This window comes from Chitinophaga sp. 01L420 (genome assembly GCF_056399985.1).
Genome location: NZ_JBFTSK010000051.1, coordinates 1 through 17591 on the forward strand (window position 1 = coordinate 1; position 17591 = coordinate 17591).

The window sequence follows — 17591 nt, forward strand, 5'->3', positions numbered from 1 at the left end:
CTGGTATCTCATATAATTTTTCAAAAAAAATATATTCAGAAATGTATTTTTACTTTTTCGCAACCGAATAATAACAATGCAGCGTATTCACTATCTTATTACCACCACGTTATCTCTTGCTTTATTTGCCTGTGGACAAGGGGATCAGCAAAAGAAGGGAAACAAACACGAAACGGATTCTCTGGCAATGCGGGAGCAGTTTGCCACATCACCGGTACTTGATGGAAAAACAGCCATCAGTCATATGCAGCTTGATAAAGGACTGGAAGTACAGCTGGTAGCAGCCGAACCTATGGTGGTAGCACCTGTGGCGATGACCTTTGATGAACGCGGCAGAATGTGGGTGGTGGAAATGACCGGCTTCATGCCCGATACCGTTGGTACCGGAGAAGATAAACCCGATGGCAAAATTGTCATTCTGGAAGATACCACCGGCGACGGGGTGATGGACAAAAGAACCGTATTCCTGGATTCCCTGGTATTGCCCAGGGCAGTATGTTTAGTAGAGAACGGCGTATTGGTGGCCACCCCACCACAACTCTGGTTCATCGAAAACAATAAAGATAAACCCGGTAAAAGAACCCTGGTCGATGATCAATATGCAGCCGGCGGCAACGTAGAGCACCAGCCCAATGGACTGCTCCGCGCGATGGACAACTGGATCTATAATGCAAAATCGGATAGGCGTTACCGTAAGGTGGGCAATAAATGGTTGAAAGAAACCACGCATTTCCGAGGTCAATGGGGTATTACCCAGGACAACCAGGGACGTCTTTATTATAATAACAACTCAGAGAACGTGCTGGGCGACTATTTCCCGCCAGGCTTAGGTGGCACCAATCCGGCACAACAAAATGCTGCCGGCTTCGATCAGAAAATAGTGCCGGACAACCGTACTTATCCTATTCATCCAACGCCGGGCGTAAACAGAGGATACCAGAAAGGTACGCTGGACGACAGTCTGCGCCTGGTGAGCATGACCGCCGCCTGTGCCCCAATGATCTATCGCGCAGACTTGCTGCCAGCGGAGTATCGTGGCAACGCCTTTGTGGCGGAGCCTTCCGCTAATCTGATCAAAAGAAATATTTTATCAGATAGCAGTTATGTGGTGAAAGGTGTACAAGCCTATCAGCACAAAGAGTTCCTCGCCAGTACCGATGAGCGTTTCCGGCCGGTAGACTTGAAAACAGGACCTGATGGCGCTATCTATATTGCGGATATGTACCGGGGCATTCTGCAACATAAAACATACATCACAGAGTACTTAAAAAACGAGGTGAAAATGCGGAGCCTGACGCAGCCGCTGAATGGTGGGCGTATTTACCGTATTGTGCCTGCAGGTACGCATGAGCCAATGCCTCCTAAAATGTATGGAGCGCAGGGGTTAGTCAGCCAGTTACAGTCACCCAATGGCATGCTACGGGATAAAGCGCAGCAACTTATCATTGACCAGCAGTTGGTCGCAGCGGCGCCTGATTTACGGAACCTGCTGAAAGATCCGTTGAGCCAGATACATGCGCTGTGGACCCTGGAAGGGTTACATCAGCTGACAGCCGATGATCTCGGTGGTATATGGAAGGAGAACAATGCAGCACTGAAAATGCAGGCATTGGCCGCATTGCCAGCCGTATTAAGCGGCAGCAATGTAAAAGTGATGGTGGCGGCACTGGATAGCTTGTCTGATAATCCTTACCTGGCGCCGGCAGTAGCCTACCTGTTGCCAACAGTTGCGAAGTTTGATAAAGTGAATTCCGGCAAGCTGGAAGATAAAATGATAAAAGCGTATGCCCCTAACCGTTATATTGCAGCCGCCCTGGTGAATAATGCAGTGAACAGAGAAGCGGCATTACTGAAGCAGGTGACTGCCTGGAATCCTGATACCACCTTGGTATTGCGGCGGCAGCTGGAGGCCGTGTTGAAAAACATGGATAGCAAAGCCAATGCTAAAAAGATGGAGGAATTGAGAAAATCGTTACCCCGTGGCTATAAAATATTCAACACAGTTTGCCAGACCTGTCATGGTAAAAGCGGGGAGGGGATTGCTGCTATGGCGCCACCTCTCAATGAAAGCAACTGGGTAAATGGCAACAAGAAAGCATTTATTTCTATTGTACTATACGGCCTGACGGGGCCGGTAGAAGTACATGGAAAAATGTATAAAGCGCCTGAAATAAATGGTGACATGCCGGGAATTGGTGGCAGCGATGAAATCAGCGATGCGGACATTGCACAGTTACTGACTTTCCTGCGCAGTGCCTGGAAAAACAAAGCAGACAAAGTAACGGCTGCTGATATACAGCAGGTGCGTAAGTTGAATGGGGGTCGTCAGAAGCCTTTCACGGCTGGTGAATTAGCGAATTGATAGTTTGTTGTAAATAAAAGCCTTATATTTGCCGGATTACAATTAATTATTAATTGAATCCGGCAACTACCATATTACTCTTTCAAAACACACCCCGTGCGATCAAACGTACCTGCGGGTTCCTGTTGCCGTTCTTATCCTGTCCTAAAGACTTCAACACTTAATCCCGGGCAACTTTTAGTTTATAAAGCGTTGTACCCGGGGGGATGACTACCTATGTAGTTTTATTCCGCTAGCATTTTTCCAAAACAATCTTATAAAATCAGTTTTATGAATCATCGGATAGCACGATGGGCAGTTTACTTTTTATGCCTGTTGCTGGATGTGAGTGTCGCTGCGAGCCTTTATCGTGGATATTTAACCGGATGGTTCCTGTTGCCGGTGGCAGTAGGTATCAGCCTGTTGACTATATATGACCGGCTGCAGGGAAAACATGCTTTGTTGCGCAACTACCCGTTACTGGGCCGTTTGCGTTACCTGCTGGAGCAGATCAGGCCGGAAATGCGTCAGTACTTTTTTGAATCGGATACAGACGGAAGGCCGTTCAGTCGTCGTCAGCGTGCGGTGGTGTATCAGCGTGCCAAAGATGTAAAACAAACTGTTGCCTTCGGTGCACTGGATGACATGTATGAGCCGGGCTATGAATGGGCTGCCCATACAGCGTTTCCAACGAAAGTAAAACCGGAAGATTTAAGGGTGAACATCGGCAATGCACAATGTGACCAGCCATATAACGCCAGTTTACTGAATGTAAGTGCCATGAGTTATGGTGCATTAAGTAAAACGGCCATTGCTTCCCTGAACGGCGGAGCGCAACTGGGAGGCTTTGCCCATAACACCGGAGAGGGAGGAATTAGTCCTTACCACCTGCAACATGGTGGCCACCTGATCTGGCAGATTGGTACCGGCTATTTTGGTTGTCGTGATGAAAAAGGCAATTTCTCTCCGGAGATATTTGCGATTGCAGCAGCGGAACCTGCGGTGAAAATGATTGAGCTGAAACTGAGCCAGGGCGCCAAACCCGGCAAAGGTGGGGTGTTGCCTGCCGCTAAAAATACACCTGAAATTGCAGCCATCCGTAAAGTAAAAGCAGGCATCAGTGTATTGTCTCCCGCCGCGCATACTGCCTTCTCCAATGAATATGAGATGCTGGCTTTTATACAGCAGTTACGTAAACTTTCAGAAGGCAAGCCGGTAGGGTTTAAGCTGTGTGTGGGCCGTGCTGATGAGTTTGAGCGTATTTGCACCGCTATGGTGAATACCGGTATTTACCCTGACTTTATTACGGTAGATGGTGCAGAAGGTGGTACCGGTGCGGCTCCGCTGGAGTTTACCGACTCTATCGGGATGCCGTTGTATGATGCGCTGGCACTGGTGATCAACCTGCTGCGTCACTATAACCTGAAGCAACATATACGTATTATGGCCAGTGGTAAAATTATTACCGGCTTCGACATCATGAAAGTACTGGCAATGGGTGCAGACGCTTGTTACAGTGYCCGCGGCATGATGCTGGCTTTAGGTTGTATCCAAGCATTGCAATGTGATAGTGGCAGTTGCCCGGTAGGGGTGGCTACGCAGGATCCTACGCTTTATCAGGGAGTGAATGTAGCCGACAAACGGGTACGTGTGGCCAATTATCACCGTAATACCATTGCGGCACTGGCAGAGCTGATGGGCGCGTGTGGCTTTGCTTCGGCAGAGAAGGTGAGTCCTGCGGCCTTATACAGGAGAGTAACTAGAACGGATATACGATCTTATGAAGAAATATATGCACCGAAACAGCTTTTAGCACTTAGTCATCAGTTGTTAGCAGCTAAAAGCTAAAAGCTATTTATAATTGATTTAAAACCCGGTTATCATGAAAAAGAAACAGATTATTGTGTCCCTACATGATTACGAAATCCTTAAAACCCTCTGCTACGAGGCACCTGCCACGGATAAGCTGAAAGAAGAGCTGGAGCGGGCTGTGGTTAAAAAAGGGAAGGTCCCTGATCATGTAGTACAGGTAAATTCAACGCTGCAGTTCAGAGATGAACGTAGTGGGACCGTACGGAGCGTACAGCTGGTATTGCCGGCGATGAGCAACTTACAGGAAGGTAAATTATCGATCCTGTCGCCCATAGGCACGGCTTTACTGGGCTACAGCACTGGTGATGTGATTGAATGGGAAGTACCGGCAGGAAAAACACAGTTGCATATACTCGAAGTCGTGAATGCAGCAGTATAAAGAGGCTATTAGTGTTAGCGATCAAGTATGTATCATAGCGCAAAAAAAGCCCCGGCATCTGCCAGGGCYTCTCTTTTCCAGGATCAATCCTGATAAATATTATTGGTATGCTATCTTATCTCCGTATGCAATGTGATATTTATCGCAGAAACCTCCATTTACTTCCAGCACATATTTCGCTTTCTTGTAAGACGGCAAGCTTTCTTCTGATAAAGGAGTGGCATATTTCTGAACGGATACAATCTCCATGTTATCTGCTATATAAATAATATCCAGGGAGATGTAGGTGTTTTTCATCCAGAAGGCACGTTCTTCCATATCCGGAAAAATAAAGAGCATGCCTTGATCATCTGTCATCGTTTTACGGTACATCAGTCCATCGGCGCGCTGTTCATCGGTTTGCGCCAGCTGTATATCAATTTTACGCAGGGTATCTGCACCGGATTTTGACAGAAAAGCCAGGGTAGCCTGCTTTTTAAAAGCGCTGCCATTGGAGGTTTCCGTAACTGCTGCTGTTGTTGGTGCCGCCGTAGTGGTATCAACTCCATTGTTGTTACTGTTGCCTGTATTCTGGTGACAGCCGGCGATGTATAAACTGGCGATTAATATACACTTCAGATGTAATTGCATAAGACAGAAGTACTATTTGGTCAGTAGTTCTTCATCAGAAAAAACTACTTCAGTATAATCTTTTATTTCGTTGTAAACGGTGTCTCTTTCTACTGGTCTTCTGCCGGCTTTCTTAATCAGCATGGCCAGCTGGGCAGTGTTCATAGACGGATTTTGTTCTTCTGATCCGGCCATAGAGTATATTTTGGTGGTATCATCTATGGTGCCATCGAGGTCATTCACACCGAAGGAAAGTGTCAGTTGTGCGGTATTTCTTCCAAGCATGGGCCAGTAGGCTTTCAGGTGAGGGAAGTTATCCATGTATAAACGGGCAATCGCGTATAGTCTGAGATCTTCCACGATAGAGCTTTCTGCAATATGGGACATATCATTGCCTTTATTGCGGAATTTCAGTGGAATGAACGTGTTAAAACCACCGGTTTCGTCCTGCAGGGAGCGTAAGCGTTCCATGTGATCGATGCGATCTGCAAAAGATTCTACATGGCCGTACAGCATGGTAGCGTTGGTGTGCATACCACGGAGGTGGGCTGCTTTGTGAATGGCGAGCCATCCATCAGCATCTACTTTATCATGGCATATTTTAGCACGTACTTCCGGTGCGAAGATTTCTGCACCGCCGCCAGGCATAGATTGCAGGCCGGCTTCATTGAGAATGCGCATACCTTCATCTACACTTACTTTGGCTTTGCGGAACATATAGTCCAGTTCCACGGCAGTAAAGCCTTTGATGTGCAGGTCCGGACGATGGGCTTTGATTTGTTTAATCAGTTCCACGAAAAAGTCCAACTGCATTTTAGGATGTACGCCGCCAACGATATGCACTTCCGTAACGGGTTGGTTATCGTATTTTTTAACGATGTCCATCATCTGATCTATACTCAGTTCCCATCCGTCTTCCCTGTTTTTATACAAGCGGGAATAGGAGCAGAAGTGACAGGTAAATATGCAGACGTTGGTAGGTTCTATATGAAAATTGCGGTTGAAGTAAGTCTTGTCACCGTGCATGCGCTCTCGTACATGATTGGCTAAAGCACCCAGAAGGCCGATATCGCCTTTCTCAAATAAGATCAGCCCTTCATCGGGCGTAATTCTTTCCTGTTGAAGGATCTTTTCTGCAATGCGCTTCAATTCTGCGTCCAGGTTGGCTTGCTGAAGAAGCGTTTGAACAGCCGGATTATCTTTTCTCGTCGTCATCTTACTTTCATTAATTTGATGGTGTTGGCCCTGTTCCTGTAAATTAATTTTACAAAATAAACACCATTTGGCTCATTTACCAAATTAAAGGTCAGTCGGTTGCCAGCGCTGATATCTGCTGCAGGTTTACTCATCATAAACTGCCCTGCCGCGTTGTAAATGGATACCTGTACCAGGTCTTCCGGTACCTGGTAAAACGTTACCCAAAAGATACCGGTGGTGGGGTTAGGATTGACTAAAACGCCCTTTTCCCGGAGTAATGGGTTGACATCTTTCGTTACAATATTTATATTATCAATATAGATATTATTCTCTGAATTTGAAATGTTTCTGAATGCTACTTGAAACTTTCCTTTATGTGAAATGGCGGTCAAATCCACTGAATCCCGGCGCCATTCGCTGGCAAGCGGAACGAACTCTGTTTGTATGGGTTTGGCGCGTGTAATCAGGTTAGCTCCCCATTTGGAGTACAACATCGTACCGGTTTGGCGACAGTCGGAAGTAACGATTACCTGCAAGGTATCCCAGGAGATGCCGGGCGTAGCCGGGTCGGAAAACACGGCGGCGGCCACATCAAAAAACAGGAATACGGAATCGTGTCCCTGGGGATCGATCACCGGTGTAATGAGGTCATCTGTCTGGTCGTTGGTATTATAGCCGAGGTTGCGGATGAGGGCGGAGGCCTGGCTGCCTTTGCCTACATCACGGGAGCGCTCCCAGGTAAAGCTGTGGTCAGGATTATAGAGGTCCCAGCCCGGAGGAGGGAAGCTATCATCTTCAAAGCCCTGCGTAAAAGGCAGTGTTACTTCTGCATCATAACGGAAACGGATATTCGCAGTATCGTTGGATAGGTTGRCATCCGGTTGTCCGTTCGGTGATTGCGTATAGGCTTTCAGGTTATAACTGTTAATAGTCACATCGGCGCCCGGCAGGGTAACGGTTGTTTGTTGCAGACTGCCCAGGTTACCGGTCCATTTATAGGACGTGAGTGGTCCGCCGTTTAGCTGATACCAGATGGTGACGCTGGTCAGCGCATTGGCGCCACGGTTGCGCAGGGTCACTACCGGTGCAATATGGTTGTTGCATATTTTGCCGTCGGGAGTGGTGATGCTCACCAGGGACGCATCGTTGTTGACCAGCAAGGGCGGTACGCAGCCATTGGAGGTCATCAGACTGGGAATGATGTTCTCCAGTACAAAACGCATACGATCTACCTGTCCGGCGGTAAAGAGGTGCATACAGGCATCATCGGTATAATCCATGTAGTTCATGAACATAATACCCGGTGCGGTGCTGGTACAGTTATCCAGTTTAGGAAAAGTAGGGCAACCGTAGGTATTATCACCCTGAAGCGGTGTATCGGCGATTCCATCATCGATATTACAGCTGCCGTTATCATCTCCCCAAACATGTTTTAAACCAAAATAATGACCAATTTCATGAGTAGCTGTTCTACCCAGGTTATACACCCCGGTTACGCTGCCGGTAGTACCAAAGGCGGTGTATTGTACCGCTACGCCTTCCTGTTCTACCGGGTAGCCGGTACCGGGAGGAGCAGCAACTCCCAGGTAATTACCAGACAGGCGGGTTACCCATATGTTCAGGTATTTGGAATGATCCCAGGCATCGGAACCACCGGTTGATTGATATTTTACATCGGCTGCGCCGTTGTTGATTGAAAAACTTTGCCCAGGTGCGATCTTTACTTTCACCACTCCATTCGTTGGTTCATCGCCTGGTGTTCGTTGCGCCAGACAGAAATTGATTTTTGTGTTACCGATCAGCGGCTTCCAGACAGCAGGCACCAGGGAAATATCGGTATTGCCGGCGTTATAGTCGCGGTTCAACACATCCAGTTGAGATTGAATCTGTGCATACGTAACAGCGGCGGTATCATCCAGTACCACATGTACCACCACAGGAATAGATACCGTTTGCGGAATGTCTTCTGTGCGTGCGTTGAGCCGCTGAAGGATTTGTCCCTGCAGCATGAGGGCTTCATTTTTCTGCAAGAGTTCCTGTAGGCGGGGGATTTCTTTTACCCGTTGTTGCAAGGCTTCCGCTGTACCGCATTTACGCTGTGCCATAGCAGTAGCGCAAGAGAAAAAGGTAAGAAGGATAATAAAGTAATGGCGCAAAAAAGTAGAATTTGAAAATGAAGATACGGGAAAGCTTCGGATTTTTTCCGGCTCAGAATAAGACAAAAAAAAGCGCTCCGGAATAAACCGGAACGCTCCTAAACTCAGTTTTTATAAAAATTACATATTGGCCTGTATTTTTTTATCCAGCACGGATTTAGGCACAGCGCCTACTTGTTTGTCAACTACCTGACCACCTTTAACGAAAAGGATAGCTGGAATGCTGGTGATACCGTAATTTACAGACAGCTGCGGATTCTGATCCACGTTAACTTTTCCGATATTTACTTTACCTGCGTAATCTTTAGACAGTTCTTCAATTACCGGACCGATAGCGCGACAAGGGCCACACCATTCTGCCCAGAAGTCAATAACAGTTAATTTATCGGAATTCAGAACTTCCGTTTCAAAGTTCGCATCAGTGATTTCTAAAGCCATATTCTGTGATTTAAAAAGTTTTATTTAACGATTGTTTTGATTTTCTGATTCGTGTTATATTATGATCAAATCTTGATCCGAGTGCAAATTACTGCATTTTTGGCATCCTACTTATTGATAATCTCTATGTACACATCAATATCCGGCTGTTTATGCAGGAAACCCGCCAACTCGTCATTCATCTCAATATTCCGGTTAAAAGTATGCAGTTTTGCCTGTGTCTGATTATCCCGGTCGGTCAGGTGTACGTGCAGTATACTGTTGCCAGGGAAGCGGTTTACATTGTCTACCAGGAAATCAACGGTTTGTTTGTTGATGTACTTGGGCATGGTATTCAGATATACCTGTTTGGTATGTGTTTTCTTTACTTCCTGCAGCAGTTGTATACCACTTACCTTAAACTCATATTCATTATCATTGAAACGCTTGGATTTGAAGCCACCATTGATAAAGAGGCATAACCCCGGTTTCAGGTAAGGGGCGAAGCGGATAAAATCTTCACTCCAGAGGGCGAATTCAAATTTGCCGGTATAATCTTCAATAGTCATTACTCCAAACTGCCGGTTGTTGCGGGAAATCCTTTCCTGGGCGTTGGTGATATACACTGCCAGCCTGAAATTGCGTTCCCTGGAGCGGCCTCCGCTGCCTCCGGGCTGGGCTATTTCGGTTTGGTATTCTACCAGCTCCTGTACGGAGTTCATATGGTAGTGTTTCATTTCAAAGCGATAGTCATCGAGAGGATGTCCGGAGATGTAGATACCGGTGATATCCTTTTCATTGTTCAGCTTCATGATCAGTGGCCACGCATCGCAGGTAGGTATTTTAGGCGGTTCCACATCCGGCATATCGTCGGCACCGAAGAGGCTGCCCATATTGGAGGAGCCTGCTGTTACCTGCTGACCGAATTTCACGATTTTATCCAGGCCGGTGAGGGCTTCTCCTTCCGGCTTGTGGAAGTATTGTGCACGATGCAGTTCCGGGAAGCTGTCGAAAGCGCCGGACATCACCATGGCTTCGAGAGATTTTTTATTGACGGCGCGTTGATTTACGCGTTTGATAAAGTCGAATATGTTTTTGAAAGGACCTTCTTTTTTCCGTTCTTCCAGCAGGTTTTCAATAGCGGCCTCACCCACACCTTTCAGTCCGCCGAGTCCGAAGCGAACCTGGCCTTGTTTGTTAACAGCAAAACCTTTGAAAGATTCATTCACATCGGGCGGCAATACATCGATGCCCATGCGTTTGGATTCTTCCATGAAGAAGGTGATCTTTTCAATATTGCTGGCACAGTTCAGTACGGCAGCCATATATTCAGAAGGGTAGTGGGCTTTCAGGTAAGCAGTCTGGTAGGCTACGAAAGCATAACAGGTGGAGTGCGACTTATTGAAGGCGTAAGAGGCGAAGGCTTCCCAGTCGGTCCATACTTTTTCGCATACTTTAGGATCGTGGCCATTTTTGGCGCAGCCTTCCATGAATTGCGCCTTCATCTTGTTCAGTACCGCGATCTGCTTTTTACCCATGGCTTTACGGAGTACATCCGCATCACCTTTGGAGAAGCCTGCCAGTTTCTGGCTCAGCAACATCACCTGTTCCTGGTATACCGTGATACCGTAGGTATCATTGAGGTATTCCTCCATTTCGGCAATATCGTATTGTACCGGCTCCAGGCCGTGTTTACGGCGGATAAAGGAAGGAATGTACTCCAGTGGTCCCGGACGGTACAAGGCGTTCATCGCGATAAGGTCATCGAACCTATCCGGTTTCAGCTCACGCAGGTACTTCTGCATACCGGGCGACTCGAACTGGAACGTAGCGTTGGTTTCGCCCTTCTGGTAAAGGTCATATGTTTTGGCATCGTCCAGCGGAATATTATCTATTTCGATGGTGATGCCATGGTTCTGGCGGATCAGTTCCAGCGCACCTTTGATGATGGTAAGGGTTTTCAGCCCCAAAAAGTCCATCTTGATAACGCCGGCAGACTCAATAATGCTTCCTTCAAACTGGGTTACCAGCAGGTCGGAGTCTTTTGCAGTAGATACGGGAATGAGGTCGTACAGGTCCTGCGGGGCAATGATGATACCTGCCGCGTGGATACCGGTGTTACGAACCGACCCTTCCAGTACGCAGGCTTCGCGGAGTACTTCTCCCTGCAGGTCATCACCTTTGATGAGTTCCCGCAGCTTTTTCACATTTTCAATGTCTTCACCAGCGAGACCTTCTTTATCGGCCAGGCTTTTTTCTCCTTCCAAGGGCGCGTTGAAGATACGATCCAGCTGGATACCCGGCTTGTCCGGTACCATTTTAGCGAGGATGTTTGATTCCACGAGCGGGAGGTCCATTACACGGGCCACATCCTTGATACTCATTTTGGCTGCCATGGTACCATAGGTGATAATTTGTGCCACCTGGTTACGGCCGTATTTCTGTACTACATAGTCAATTACTTTCTGACGGCCTTCATCATCGAAGTCCGTATCAATATCGGGCATGCTCTTACGTTCCGGATTCAGGAAACGCTCAAACAGCAAATTATACTTAATGGGATCTATATTGGTGATGCCTATACAGTAGGCCACTGCAGATCCTGCAGCGGAACCACGTCCCGGGCCGATGAATACGCCCAGTTCACGGCCGGCCTTGATGAAGTCGGCCACAATGAGGAAGTAACCGGCAAAACCCATGTTTTCGATTACCTGTAACTCAAAGTTGATACGTTCTTCAATATCGGCGTTCATTTCCATGTACCGGTTGCGGGCGCCTTCATAGGTGATGTGCCGCAGGTACTGGTCCTGGGTGATAAATTCTTTTGGAATAGGGAAGTTGGGCAGCAGGATATCTCTTTTGAGATCCAGCAGCTGTACTTTATCTACAATTTCGTTGGTATTATCAATGGCCTGTGGAAGATCATGAAACAGTTTGGTCATTTCTTCCGTAGTCTTGAAATAGAACTGGTCGTTATAAAAAGCGAAGCGCCTGTTCTTCGGGCCGGCAGAATCATCGTCCGAAAAATCTTTATTGGTAGGGGTGCTTTTCTTTTCGCCGGTGTTGATACAAAGCAGGATGTCGTGGGCGTTGGCATCTGCCTGATCCACGTAGTGGGAATCATTGGAGGCAATTACCTTTACATTGTATTTTTCTGCAAAGCGCAGTAATACAGCGTTTACCTGTTCCTGTTCCGGAATACCGTGACGTTGTAGTTCTACATAAAAATCTTCTCCGAAAATATCCAGCCACCAACGGAATTCTTTTTCTCCTTCCTCTTCTCCTTTGCGAAGAATGATGCGGGGAACAGAAGCACCGAGGCAGCAGGTAGTAGCAATCAGTCCTTTGTGATATTGCAGTACTAATTCCTTATCGATACGTGGATATTTACCATAGAGGCCTTCCATATATCCCAGGGAACAGAGCTTGATGAGATTGCGATAACCTTCATCATCTTTGGCCAGCAATACCTGGTGATAACGCACATCTTTTTCTTCCCTTGTAAACGCACGTTTATGGCGGTTTTCCACGACATAAAATTCGCAGCCTACAATAGGTTTTACTTTCAGTCTTTTATCTTTCGGATCACCCGGATTTAATTTATTATTATATGCTTCTGCCACAAACTGAAATGCGCCAAACATATTACCATGGTCTGTAATCGCCAGTGCAGGCTGATTAGAAGACATCGCCTTTTTATACAGCGATTTGATGTCGGCGGCGCCATCCAGTAATGAGTATTGCGTATGTACGTGAAGGTGGGAGAAATTCATCTGCTAATCTGTTTCGTCAAAGGGCAAAAGTACGGGAAAAAGCAGAAAGCAGAAAGCAAAAAGCAAAAAGCAATAGGAGCGGGTGTTTGAAGCGAATAACAAAATTGATTATTTGCTTCAATAGCTTTTTGCTTTCTGCTTTCTGCTTGTACTTTTGTATTTTAGCGAAAATTTAGCCAGACGCTTATGATCAGAGTAAAGGGACATCTATTTGTGAAGTTATCGATTTGTGCATTGTCACTTAGTTCCTGCGCTTCACTTAAAAAAAGTACTACCAGTAAGAAACCCTCCACCACACCTGCTACAGCCAACAACAGACCTGTTGAATTTATAGATGGCATAGCCACCAACCGTCATCCCCGTAACAACAGTAATTATAACAGCAAAGACGTCAGTATCAGCAAAAATATTTCCAGGGGCAGCGCCAATCTGGAAAATGCGCAGAGCTGGCAGTTTAAATATGCACAGTTACTGGATGTTCCTGTAGAAGATGTATTAAATCAGAAGTTGTATAGCTTTATTGAAGAATGGTGGGGCACTCCTTATCGCTTAGGAGGAAAAACAAGAGCCGGTATTGATTGTTCCGGATTTGTGAATACACTGATGAATGCAGTGTTTCAGCTGGGACTCTCCGGAAATTCTACGGATCTTTTTACACAGGTAAAAAGATTACCCGTACGTGATTTGCATGAAGGTGACCTGGTATTTTTCAGGATTCACAAGAAGCGAATTTCTCATGTAGGCATCTACCTTGAGAATGATAAATTTGTACATGCATCTACCAGTGCAGGGGTGATGATCAGTGATCTCAAAGAGCCTTACTGGAAGAGGTATTTCGCCGGCGGAGGACGACTTTAACCCGCTCTACACATTTGTTTTATTGTTAATTTTATACGATTTTTACCCTTTTAACTTAATCACCTGCCTTGCGCAGGACCTTTTCATATCATGGAATTTGCTCCCATCGTATTATTTGTATACAACCGGCCAGATCTGACGCTCAACACCTTAGAGTATCTGAGCAGGAATGAGGAAGCGAAAGAAAGTACCTTATATGTATATTGTGACGGTCCTAAAGCCGGTGCTTCTCCGGAACAGCTGCAGCTGATAAAACAGGTGCGGGAAATAGTACACAGCCGGCAATGGTGTGGCAAGGTGGTGATCCTGGAAGCGGAAAAGAACAAAGGCCTGGCCACTGCAGTGATTGATGGGGTAACGGAAGTCATCGGTAAGCATGGTAAAATAATTGTATTGGAAGATGACCTCACCGTATCGCCCTTCTTCCTGAAATTTATGAATGATGCGCTTACTAAATATGCGCAGGAAGAAAAGTTATTGGCGGTGCATGGTTATCTGTATCCATTTAAGGTGCCGGCAGATAATACGGCTTCTACTTTCCTGGTGCATGATCCGGGGAGCCTCGGATGGGGCACCTGGAGCAGGGCCTGGAAGAAATTTGAGCCGGATACCCATAAAGTAATTGAGCTGATAAAATTGAAAGGACTGAAGCGGGCATTTGATTTCTGGGGAGCTTATCCTTTTTTCAGAATGCTGCATCAGCATAAGAATGGTAAAGTAAGCTCCTGGGCTATTCGCTGGAGAGCTACCGCCTATCTGCATGATATGCTCACACTGTACCCGGTGAAATCACTCGTAAGGCACGATGGGAACGTAGCTGCTGCTACTCATCATTATAAAGAAGAAGATTGGTTATATACAGAGATATACCAGGCACCTGTGCCGGTAGGAGATATTCCGGTGGAGAATAACCTGCCCATGGAAAAAGTGTTTGCAAAATTCCTGCGTGCAAATGCAGGCATGACCATTCAAGCGAAGATTAAAAACAGGCTTAAACAATACTGGAAAAAAATAACCGGCCATGCTTAAGGTAATGCGTAACATATTCAGAAAAATAAAGCGGGATGTGATTTCGCCGGTTTCCTGGGATAATTTAAGAAAGCTGCAACCTGTATCTCCGGCTTTTGGATGGAGCAGGGGGACACCGGTAGATCGTCATTATATCAGCACCTTCCTGGATGCGCACCGCGCCGATATTCATGGTCATGTACTGGAAATAGCGGAAAGCAGTTATTCAAAACAATTTGGTTCGCAGGTCAGCAGTTTTGAAGTACTGCATGTGCAGGCAGGCGCAAATGTTACCATTATCGGAGACCTGACAGACAAGGCGTCTTTACCTGCCGATAAAATTGATTGCTTTATCTGTACACAGACCTTTAACTTCATTTACGATTTTAAAACGGCTATAGAAGGGGCGCATCACCTGTTAAAACCAGGCGGTGTACTGCTGGCTACACTGGCCGGCGCCACCCAGATATCGGCTTACGATCAGCAGCGCTGGGGCGACTATTGGCGCTTTACCGCACAATCTGCCGCTAAAGTATTTGGTGAAATTTTTGGAGAAGAAAATATAGAGATCATTTCTTACGGTAATGTACTCACCTGTACGGCTATCCTACAGGGAATTTCCGCCGAAGAATTATTACCGGAAGAATTGAATTATCAGGATCCGGTGTATCCGATTATCATTGCAGTGAGGGCCAAAAAGGCATAACACGATAAAATGTAGCACTATCTGATGGGAAACGTGAGTCAAAAAGTATTTTCAGCTATGCACTATGTGGCCAACAAAGTGCAGCGTCCGGCAGTTATTTTATTGTATCACCGGGTAACCACCCTGCAGCAGGACCCACAGGAACTGTCTGTTACACCCGCCAACTTCAATGCACAGCTCACCCATCTGGCGTCTGATTACCATGTATTGGATGCAGATCGTTTTTTATACCATGTAAAAAATAAAAAGGCTTTCCCCGAAAGATCAGTATTTGTTACGTTTGACGATGGTTATGCAGATAACTATCATGAAGCATTGCCCATACTGACCCAACGACAGGTACCCGCCTTGTTTTATATTACTACTTCAAAAATTAATACGGAATACGAGTTATGGTGGGATGACCTGGAACGCATACTGCTGACCAACGGAAATCTGCCACCGGAACTGCGCATTAATATCAACGGCCAATCGTGGCAATATGCTACCGGCACGCTCATGGCTATACGGGAAACCTATTATGCTCTGCAACAGGTGCTGCGTTTCTGCAAGCCGGCCGTGATAGAATCAGCCCTGGAACAACTGTATGAGTGGTCCGGCAAAAATGCTATCGGGCGGCCTTCTCACCGGCTCATGAGCTGGGAGGAATTGAAGGCAATGGGTAACGCTGCTTATGCTACTATTGGCTGCCATACGCACCGGCATCCTGCTGTAGGCATGCTCAGCTATGAAGAGCAGTATACCGAAATAGGCATGTCCAAAGAAATACTGGAAGGTGTGCTGGGTACTCCACAGGTGCATTTTTCCTATCCTTTTGGTGGCAGGAAATTCCTGGGGACCAAACGCTACTATAACGCAGACAGTATAAAAGCCTGTAAGGCACTGGGTTTACAGCTGGTAACGGCCAATTACTACGGACAGGTGCATACCTGGAGTAATCCTTATGCATTGCCCCGCATCCTGGTGCGTGACTGGCCCATTGACTTGTTTCGGAGGCATATGCAACAGTTCTTTAAATACTAGCGGGTGAAAATACTTTTTATCAATAAATATGAGAACAGCGGTGGTGCGGCAATAGCAGCACAACGGATTGCGGAAGGACTCTCGCAGTATTACCATACCGAGAATCATTTTGTAGTAGGCACCCATCAGGCATCTCCGGATGTAACGGTAACCCGTCCGGGTATGATACGCAATGTGATAGAAAGAGGCCTCAATGTACTCAGCAATAAGGTTGGATTACAATACCTATATTTCCCTTTTTCATCTCCGGCCATCATGCGTGCAGCACATGCATTTAAGCCGGATGTAATCAGTTTACATAATATACACGGCGGCTATTTTGATGCCACGTTATTGCCGCGTTTATCCGTGGTAGCGCCTATTGTATGGACCCTGCATGATATGTGGGCATTGACCGGTAATGCGGCCCATACCTTTGGTGATACGGCCTGGAAATCAGGCAGAGCTGGCAAATCGGAGCATAAGCATTCACCATCTATGGGATTGCCCAATGGCAACTACCTGATGCGCAGAAAGCAGCGCCTGTACGCCGCCAGCGATCTTCATATTGTATCTCCCTCAGAATGGTTATATGATATGACGATGGAAAGTCCACTGACAAGAGAAGAACCGCTGTATCATATTCCGAATCCAATAGACACGGATTATTTCCGGCCTCAGGACAAGGCAGCTTCCAGGCAGGCACTGGGATTGCCCGCCGACGCGCAGGTAATTACCTTTGTGTCTGAACGCCTGTTTAACAGTGAGTTTAAAGGAGGAGCAGAACTATTGAACATTTTACACCTGCTGGATGAGCAGCTGGATCGCAAGGTATATCTGCTCATGATAGGCAAGGATCGTTTGCCTGGCACATTTAAACACCTGGAATGTGTGTATACCGGTTATGTGAAGGACACGCAGAAAATGATGCAGTGCTATAGTGCCAGCGATATTTTCTTTTATCCTACCAAAGCAGATAACCTGCCGAACGTACTGATAGAAGCTGGTAGTTGTGAAACGGCCTGTATTACCTTTGATGTAGGCGGTTGCAGAGAGATCGTAAAGGATGGGGAAACAGGATATGTGATTGCACCGGGCAACCAGCAGCAGTTTGCTGCGCATACCTTGTCTTTGCTGAATGATCCGGCCACCTGCCGGCAATTTGGTAAATCGGCCAGAACCTATGTGGAACAGCGTTTCGGCATGAAGGTAGTAGCTGCACAATATTATGAGTTGTTTCAATCCGTGGTAAAGGAACCACTATAATTATTTA

The 17591-nt window shown here is 46.6% G+C and carries 13 protein-coding genes; 8 read left to right on the forward strand and 5 right to left on the reverse strand.

Annotation, left to right across the window (positions count from 1 at the left end):
- Positions 1-76 precede the first annotated feature (76 nt).
- The 3 genes from AC1DP6_RS31315 to AC1DP6_RS31325 all read left to right on the forward strand — a co-directional run bounded on the left by AC1DP6_RS31315 (position 77) and on the right by AC1DP6_RS31325 (position 4592).
- On the forward strand, positions 77-2362 hold the full coding sequence (locus AC1DP6_RS31315) for a DUF7133 domain-containing protein (RefSeq protein ID WP_477058405.1): 2286 nt from the start codon (positions 77-79) through the stop codon (positions 2360-2362).
- 270 nt (positions 2363-2632) lie between these two features.
- The gene (locus tag AC1DP6_RS31320; protein WP_477058406.1) at positions 2633-4189 is read left to right on the forward strand and encodes an FMN-binding glutamate synthase family protein; all 1557 of its coding nucleotides are present in this window, start codon (positions 2633-2635) and stop codon (positions 4187-4189) included.
- A 34-nt stretch (positions 4190-4223) separates the two neighbouring features.
- Positions 4224-4592: a GreA/GreB family elongation factor gene (locus AC1DP6_RS31325; RefSeq protein ID WP_477058407.1), complete on the forward strand. Its 369-nt coding sequence runs from the start codon at positions 4224-4226 to the stop codon at positions 4590-4592.
- A 99-nt stretch (positions 4593-4691) separates the two neighbouring features.
- Here AC1DP6_RS31325 and AC1DP6_RS31330 read toward each other — a convergent pair whose 3' ends face one another.
- From AC1DP6_RS31330 to dnaE, 5 genes are all read right to left on the reverse strand, one after another.
- Entirely contained in the window at positions 4692-5222 is a 531-nt protein-coding gene (locus AC1DP6_RS31330; protein WP_477058408.1) for a DUF192 domain-containing protein, read from the reverse strand.
- A 12-nt stretch (positions 5223-5234) separates the two neighbouring features.
- Positions 5235-6416 carry an aminofutalosine synthase MqnE gene (gene mqnE, locus AC1DP6_RS31335; protein WP_477058409.1) on the reverse strand — a complete coding sequence of 394 codons (1182 nt, stop codon included), beginning with the start codon at positions 6414-6416 and terminating at the stop codon, positions 5235-5237.
- Positions 6413-8554, reverse strand: a complete 2142-nt coding sequence (locus AC1DP6_RS31340) for a M43 family zinc metalloprotease (RefSeq protein ID WP_477058410.1) — start codon at positions 8552-8554, stop codon at positions 6413-6415. Before AC1DP6_RS31340 ends, mqnE begins: the two co-directional genes overlap by 4 nt.
- Positions 8555-8674: 120 nt before the next feature.
- Positions 8675-8992, reverse strand: a complete 318-nt coding sequence (gene trxA, locus AC1DP6_RS31345; RefSeq protein ID WP_079472839.1) for a thioredoxin — start codon at positions 8990-8992, stop codon at positions 8675-8677.
- A 107-nt stretch (positions 8993-9099) separates the two neighbouring features.
- The gene (gene dnaE / locus AC1DP6_RS31350) at positions 9100-12744 is read right to left on the reverse strand and encodes a DNA polymerase III subunit alpha (RefSeq protein ID WP_477058411.1); all 3645 of its coding nucleotides are present in this window, start codon (positions 12742-12744) and stop codon (positions 9100-9102) included.
- Positions 12745-12930: 186 nt separating this feature from the next.
- Here dnaE and AC1DP6_RS31355 point away from each other — a divergent pair, with 186 nt between their 5' ends.
- The 5 genes from AC1DP6_RS31355 (at position 12931) to AC1DP6_RS31375 (ending at position 17584) form a co-directional block, all read left to right on the forward strand.
- Positions 12931-13602, forward strand: a complete 672-nt coding sequence (locus AC1DP6_RS31355) for a C40 family peptidase (protein WP_477024089.1) — start codon at positions 12931-12933, stop codon at positions 13600-13602.
- A 90-nt stretch (positions 13603-13692) separates the two neighbouring features.
- Positions 13693-14631: a glycosyltransferase family protein gene (locus AC1DP6_RS31360; RefSeq protein WP_477058412.1), complete on the forward strand. Its 939-nt coding sequence runs from the start codon at positions 13693-13695 to the stop codon at positions 14629-14631.
- Positions 14624-15316 (forward strand): methyltransferase domain-containing protein, encoded by a 693-nt coding sequence (locus AC1DP6_RS31365; protein ID WP_477024087.1) that lies wholly within the window; start codon positions 14624-14626, stop codon positions 15314-15316. Before AC1DP6_RS31360 ends, AC1DP6_RS31365 begins: the two co-directional genes overlap by 8 nt.
- Positions 15317-15340: 24 nt before the next feature.
- Positions 15341-16339, forward strand: a complete 999-nt coding sequence (locus AC1DP6_RS31370) for a polysaccharide deacetylase family protein (protein ID WP_477058413.1) — start codon at positions 15341-15343, stop codon at positions 16337-16339.
- A 3-nt stretch (positions 16340-16342) separates the two neighbouring features.
- Entirely contained in the window at positions 16343-17584 is a 1242-nt protein-coding gene (locus AC1DP6_RS31375) for a glycosyltransferase (RefSeq protein ID WP_477024085.1), read from the forward strand.
- Positions 17585-17591 lie beyond the last annotated feature (7 nt).